Origin of the sequence: Peribacillus sp. Hz7, from assembly GCF_042136355.1 — a bacterium.
Classification (GTDB): domain Bacteria; phylum Bacillota; class Bacilli; order Bacillales; family DSM-1321; genus Peribacillus; species Peribacillus asahii_A.
Genome location: NZ_JBHHJV010000008.1, coordinates 195,144 through 201,349 on the forward strand (window position 1 = coordinate 195,144; position 6,206 = coordinate 201,349).

Annotated in this window: 5 protein-coding genes, 1 rRNA gene and 1 riboswitch; all 6 genes read left to right on the forward strand. The window is 35.5% G+C overall.

Annotated elements, in window-relative coordinates; all coding sequences use genetic code 11:
• Positions 1–26: 26 nt before the first annotated feature.
• Positions 27–260 carry a DUF3885 domain-containing protein gene (locus tag ACE199_RS23505; protein ID WP_483878203.1) on the forward strand — a complete coding sequence of 78 codons (234 nt, stop codon included), beginning with the start codon at positions 27–29 and terminating at the stop codon, positions 258–260.
• Between the two features lie 111 nt (positions 261–371).
• Positions 372–2,411, forward strand: a complete 2,040-nt coding sequence (locus ACE199_RS13380) for an acyltransferase family protein (RefSeq protein WP_375350195.1) — start codon at positions 372–374, stop codon at positions 2,409–2,411.
• Positions 2,412–2,543: 132 nt separating this feature from the next.
• The gene (locus tag ACE199_RS13385) at positions 2,544–3,041 is read left to right on the forward strand and encodes an Ig-like domain-containing protein (protein WP_375350196.1); all 498 of its coding nucleotides are present in this window, start codon (positions 2,544–2,546) and stop codon (positions 3,039–3,041) included.
• 162 nt (positions 3,042–3,203) lie between these two features.
• Positions 3,204–3,288, forward strand: a riboswitch (cyclic di-GMP riboswitch).
• 20 nt (positions 3,289–3,308) lie between these two features.
• The gene (locus tag ACE199_RS13390; protein ID WP_375350197.1) at positions 3,309–4,028 is read left to right on the forward strand and encodes a hypothetical protein; all 720 of its coding nucleotides are present in this window, start codon (positions 3,309–3,311) and stop codon (positions 4,026–4,028) included.
• 199 nt (positions 4,029–4,227) lie between these two features.
• The gene (locus tag ACE199_RS13395) at positions 4,228–5,547 is read left to right on the forward strand and encodes a short-chain fatty acid transporter (RefSeq protein ID WP_375350208.1); all 1,320 of its coding nucleotides are present in this window, start codon (positions 4,228–4,230) and stop codon (positions 5,545–5,547) included.
• Between the two features lie 318 nt (positions 5,548–5,865).
• Positions 5,866–6,206, forward strand: a 16S ribosomal RNA gene (locus tag ACE199_RS13400); the annotation flags it as partial.

A 6,206-nucleotide genomic window follows, 5' to 3' on the forward strand; every position in this document is an offset into this window, starting at 1 on the left:
AGAGTTGAATGGAAGAAATATAAGAGGTGTATAAACGGCCTTATGAATGGGAATTTTCCGAACTTAGAATAGATTATTATTGTTGGGATAGGGGGATACGGTTTGAATTAGGGGTAGAGTCGAAAAGTGAATATGATTACCTCAATAATCTTTATTTACAAGGGTGCTATAAAAGAGCTATTCCTTTATTAGAGTCCTTACATTGTCCGACGGATAGTATTTTTATCGTGGTTGATGAAAGTAGTTTTGGTGAAGGTTAAGTCATTAAACATAAATTAAAGAATTTTTCCTACCATATTAACAAATTATTACTGTACGGTGATATAATTTGAAATTGTACACATAATAAAAAAGTAGGAGATAGGATTTAAATGAATCAACCATTAGCTAAGATTGAGAGTAAACTGAGACCTGAAATCGATAGAATTCAGAATCAACCATTAATTAATATTGAGAGTAAATTCAGACCCGAAATCGAAGGGTTACGCCTTGTTGCCGCACTATTGGTAGCCGTCTATCATATATGGCTTAATCGTGTTTCTGGTGGGGTTGACGTATTCTTTGTAATTTCAGGTTTTCTTATTACTACTTCAATTGTTTCCACAATTAATCGAACAGGAGAATTTCGTTTTCGGCTATATATCACAAAGTTAATGAAAAGATTACTTCCTTCTGTATTTTTTATTCTTGGAATTGTTCTGGTTTTAAGTTGGTTTTTGTTACCTGAATCAATTTTAAATAAAACGATACGTGAAGTATTTGCTTCCATGTTTTTTTATCAAAACTGGCAACTAGCTTTTTCGAGCACGGATTATTTAGATTCTAGCCAAATGAAAACACCTGTTGAACACTTTTGGGCCTTGTCTATACAAGGACAATTTTATATGATTTGGTTTTTGATATTCACTTTCATTTTATTGTTAATAAAAAAATATAAAGTAACTAAAGTTAAAACATTAATCAATACTATTTTAGGGATATTATTTGTTTCTTCTTTTATATACTCAATCTATTTAACGAATATCGATCAACCATGGGCTTATTTCATTACGATGACACGTGTGTGGGAATTTACTTTAGGTAGCTTGCTTTGTATCAATTTATCATCAATTAAGGTAAATAAATATATTGCTACAGTAATAGGTTGGCTTGGATTAATCGGTTTAATTTTAACTGGAATAGTTTTCAATGTATCTGAAATGTTTCCGGGGTATATTGCTTCATGGCCAATGATTTGCGCATTATTCATTGTTTTGTCTGGTACACAAGATACAAAATATGGTGTCAAACGCTTTTTAGGTTCATCTGTAATGGTAAAGCTAGGCGGAATTTCTTTTGGGATTTATTTATGGCATTGGGTATTATTAGAGTTCTATCGTTATAATGTCCAAGAAACTCCAGGAGCTATCGTTGGAACTCTTATTATTATTTCATCCATTATCTTATCTTTTTTAATGACACGATATATAGAAAAACCAATTCGAGGCTCAGCTAACAATAAATCATTTAATAGACTTGCGATAATGGGTGGTGTGAATATACTCTTAATTGGATCTCTTTTGATGGGAGTATATATAAGCCAATCTAAACTAGAAAAAGAAATAACCTATGAAAATTATCCAGGAGCGTTAGCGGTAAAAAATCCTAATGATGTACCTGATCAAGAGCCGATACCGACATTTTCCAACGCTTTTAATGATTTACCACAAGCGCATTTGGATGGCAGTAATCAGGGTTTAGAAGATAGTGACTTAAAAATAGGGGAATATGGCAAAACTGAAAATTACGATGCTACAATTGCCCTGATTGGTAGTTCCCATTCAGAACATTGGTTAGGTGCAATATTACAAGCAACAAAAGATTCTAATTATCGTGTATTGAGTCTGACTCGTTCAGGTACACGGTTTTCAACAGGTTATTCGGATGATGAGTTGAAAGGTATCTGGGTCAATAATGTTCTGGATTATCTAAAGAATGCAGATGTAGATCTTGTCGTTGCTCAAGCTACAGCTTCTGATACGTCTAAAAATAGAATCCAACAACAAATGGTTGATCAGCTGCAGTATGTTAAAGATGAATATGGTATGGAAGTGTTAGCTATTCGTGATGACCCAAGATATAGTTTTAATGTGTTGGAATCATTAGAAACAGCCGGAATAGAAGAAACTGCAAAAAAAATGAACTTAGCAGATAATCAGAAAGACGAAAGTTTTTGGAGACAATTTGAAAATGAGAATAAATCATTGCATAAAATTGACTTAACAGATTATTTTAAAGTAAACGGTAAATTCCAGCCTGTTATTGGTAATGTTGTGATTTACCGAGATAATAGACATTTAACCAATACTTATTCTGAAAGTTTCGGACCTATTTTTGAAGAAAAAATCAACAAGATACTCAAAGATGAATAATAGGGTTCTCTGCAGCATAGTCAGGATGCTGGGAATTTGAGATTAGGCTAAAGTTTAAAGCGATGAAGTACGAAAGAAAAGCTCTGGAAGAGAATGAACTGCACCCCAATTGGAGGTGCAGTTTTTTATAGCTTGAACTTGACGAAAAATATGAATCTTTCTTTATATTTAACGAATCCAAAAGATACAGGTTTTTATGTAGAAGTATTTAATCAAAACAGTTCAGTTTACCAATATTTGTACACAGAATATGGGACTGGAAAACTTAAAAATATTAGTAATCTTAATTTAAAAAAAGGTCTTTACTATATTAAAGTTCGACATAACAAGGGCGAGGACAAAAAAGTTCCTTACACGTTAAAAGTTATCCAGAGGGATACAACATCACCTGTCACTCCTACTGTTAATAAAGTAACAACTAAGTCTACGAAAGTAACCGGAAAAGCAGAAAAAGGTGCAACAGTTTATGTGTATAGAGGCAGTACAAAACTTGGTCAATCGGTTGCCTCGAGTTCTTCAGGCAGCTATTCTGTGAAAATTGCCAAGCAAAAGAAAGGTACTAGCTTAAACGTTTATGCAAAAGATAAGGCTGGTAACAAAAGTCGAACAAAAACAATAAAAGTTCAATAGAAAAGGTAAATGTTATTCCCTGATAAAGAAAGCCAGCTATCTAAAGAGATAGGTGGCTTTTTCATTTATAGGAAATGTCACAAAAAAGTAAATATTATTCAGACTATGAGAAGAAGGAACTGTTTAATTTAAAAATTTAAAACCGATAAAATAAATGAAATCTATATTAAAAGGTACAATCAAGGAAACTTGATGTCACAAAGCTATCGGGGCTAAGGGTTATAATCTATGCCAGCCAGCTGCCGTTATCACAAGGGGGAGAAGGTAATGAAAACAAAATGGTTTTCAAAGATTTTAGCAAGTTTAGTAGCAATCACTCTAGTCTTTGGTTCTGCTTCATTTGCGAGTGCGAAGGGATCCGACAACAAAAAAACAGAACAAAAGAATCCAGTTAAGAAAGAAGAAAAGTCTTCTAAGAACAAAGAGAAAGAAAAAGAGAAAAAGGTTGCTGTGAAATCTAAAACTGGTAAAACAGTTGAAAAACGTCTAAATACTATCGATTCTTCAATCCAAAAGATTACGAAATCTATTAATTCATACTTTGATGTAAGTGAAGATGGAACAGCTGATAAAGAATTAAGTAAAAAAACAGCATCTAAAAAGTACAATAGCTATAAAGGGAAACTAAAAGCCGAAATCAATAAGCTTCGTGCTATTGATAAACAGTTGGCTTCTTATAAGAAAAAGCGTAAGGTGAGTACTTCTGAGTTCGATGCTTTAGAAGAAAAGTCTAAAGAACTTCAAAAAGTAGCTGCAGATGAGATTGAACGAGTGAAGTCTTTAGTGGAACAGGTTTCTACTCCAAAAACGGAAAAGGAAACAACACCAACAGAATCAGATGAAACAACGAATGGATTAGAAGAAACAACACCAGCAGAGTCTGGTGAGACAACAAATACACCGGAAGAAACAACACCAACAGATTTAGGTGAAACTACAACTTCAACAGAATCAGCGGTTTTAAGAGGAGTGCTTGTCACTCTCTAAAATTTATTGGAGTTTTTATGTAATAAAAAAGGAGAGTCATCATTTGAAATAATGATCACTCTCCTTTTTGTATAGGCTCAGTTTTGGAATGGTACAGGCCAGAAGGTCATTTGTCTGAAACAAATAAGCATACCTTTAACATATCGCTGAAGTGTCCGCCATATGAATAGGGTAAGACAACAGTGGAGGGGGCCTCATGATGTTAAATGCCATTTCTGATAAGCTGTCGAAGTGGATTAATCGTTACTTGCCCGATGCCTTTGTTATTGCAGTATTGATGACATTACTTGTTTTCATACTTGGTTATATTAGCACGCCGAAAAACCCTCTTGATCTTATTCGCTCCTATGGTGATGGTTTTTGGGTTTATTTAGCTTTCACGATGCAAATGGTGCTGTTATTGATGACAGGGATGGTACTTGCTTCTGTTCCGTTTATTAGAAAAGGGCTAGAGGCATTATCGATAAGAGCCAATACAGCGAATAAAGCCTACCTTCTTACATTTTTGATATCAGCGGCTGCGTATTATATTAATTGGGGATTAGCTGTTGTCGTGGGAGCCATTGTAGCGAGGGAGGTAGGTAAACGAAATAAACAAGCACATTTTCCATTATTGGTCGCTTGTGCTTATGCGCCGACCGCTTTGTACACAGCGGGTTTATCCAGCTCTATCGGACTTACAGTAGCTACCAAAGGCCATTTTTTAGAAGATACAATGGGGATTATTCCGACATCTGAAACAATCTTTCATTCAGGAACGATTATCATTTTCCTTGCTTTATTAATAACGATGCCTCTCTTTATTTTACTTATGGCTCCGAAACAGAATATTATATCGTATTCACCTCCTACCAGAGAAAAAAGTGATCAGGAGAAAAGTTCTGAGATAGAAGAGTCTACTCCGGCTATTTATTTAGAGAAAACGAAAGTGTTAGGCATTTTAATTGGATTGATTGGAATTATATATGTTATCGTGAAGTTTTCAAGTGAGAAAGATTTAAATCTAGATATTATTAATATGTTCTTTTTATCTCTCGGTTTACTATTTCATGGTTCTTTACGGAATTATGGTGAAGCATTTAAGGAAGCAGCTAAATCTATATCCCCTATTATTTTGCAATTCCCTTTTTATGCTGGAATTATTGCTGTATTAGGAAGTTCAGGGTTAGCGGAGAATATTATTCAGGCCATGGTTTCTATTTCAAATAAAGAAACTTTCGCTGTATTTACTTATTGGACAGCAGGATTAGTGAATATGTTGGCCCCGTCAGGCGGAGGGCAGTGGGCTTTACAAGGACCTTTGCAAATACCGGCTGGATTGGATTTAGGCGTGGATCCAGCAATTGTAGCCATGTCTGTTGGTTGGGGAGATGCCTGGACCAATTTAATACAACCATTTTGGGCATTGCCTATACTCAGCATTGTAGGCTTGCATATACGACATATCATGGGTTATTGTTTTTTACTCTGTATTTGGGTAGGAGTGGTAACGACAATATTGCTGTATTTTGTTTATTAGGTAAGATAACTGTTACTCCCCGTAATTTATTGGAGAGTGATAGATTAGAAGGAAGGCTCGGTGGAAGGGAAATTTTATCCGCCGAGTTTTTCTTTTAGTTTTTCTTTTAATTAAAGAAGTACATTGCCCCTTATTTATGAATTAAGTATGCAAAAAATATTTTAAAAAAGTTATTGACTAATTTTAAAAAGATATGGTATATTAATTGAGCGTCATTAAGACATAGTTCTTTGAAAACTAAACAAAACAGAAACGCCAACGTTAATTTTTTAAGTGAGCACACACTATAAAAAAAGTGCAACATGAGCAAGTCAAATTCTATCGGAGAGTTTGATCCTGGCTCAGGACGAACGCTGGCGGCGTGCCTAATACATGCAAGTCGAGCGAATCAACGGGAGCTTGCTCCCTGAGATTAGCGGCGGACGGGTGAGTAACACGTGGGTAACCTGCCTGTAAGACTGGGATAACTTCGGGAAACCGGAGCTAATACCGGATACTTTCTTTTCTCGCATGAGAGAAGATGGAAAGATGGTTCTGCTATCACTTACAGATGGACCCGCGGCGCATTAGCTAGTTGGTGAGGTAACGGCTCACCAAGGCGACGATGCGTAGCCGACCTGAGAGGGTGATCGGCCACACTGGGACTGAGACACGGCCCA

Excerpts from the sequence above, each read along its gene's own strand:
- ACE199_RS13380 (WP_375350195.1), top strand. The coding sequence starts at position 372 with ATGAATCAACCATTAGCTAAGATTGAGAGTAAACTGAGACCTGAAATC.
- ACE199_RS13390 (WP_375350197.1), top strand. The coding sequence starts at position 3,309 with ATGAAAACAAAATGGTTTTCAAAGATTTTAGCAAGTTTAGTAGCAATC.
- ACE199_RS13395 (WP_375350208.1), top strand. The coding sequence starts at position 4,228 with ATGTTAAATGCCATTTCTGATAAGCTGTCGAAGTGGATTAATCGTTAC.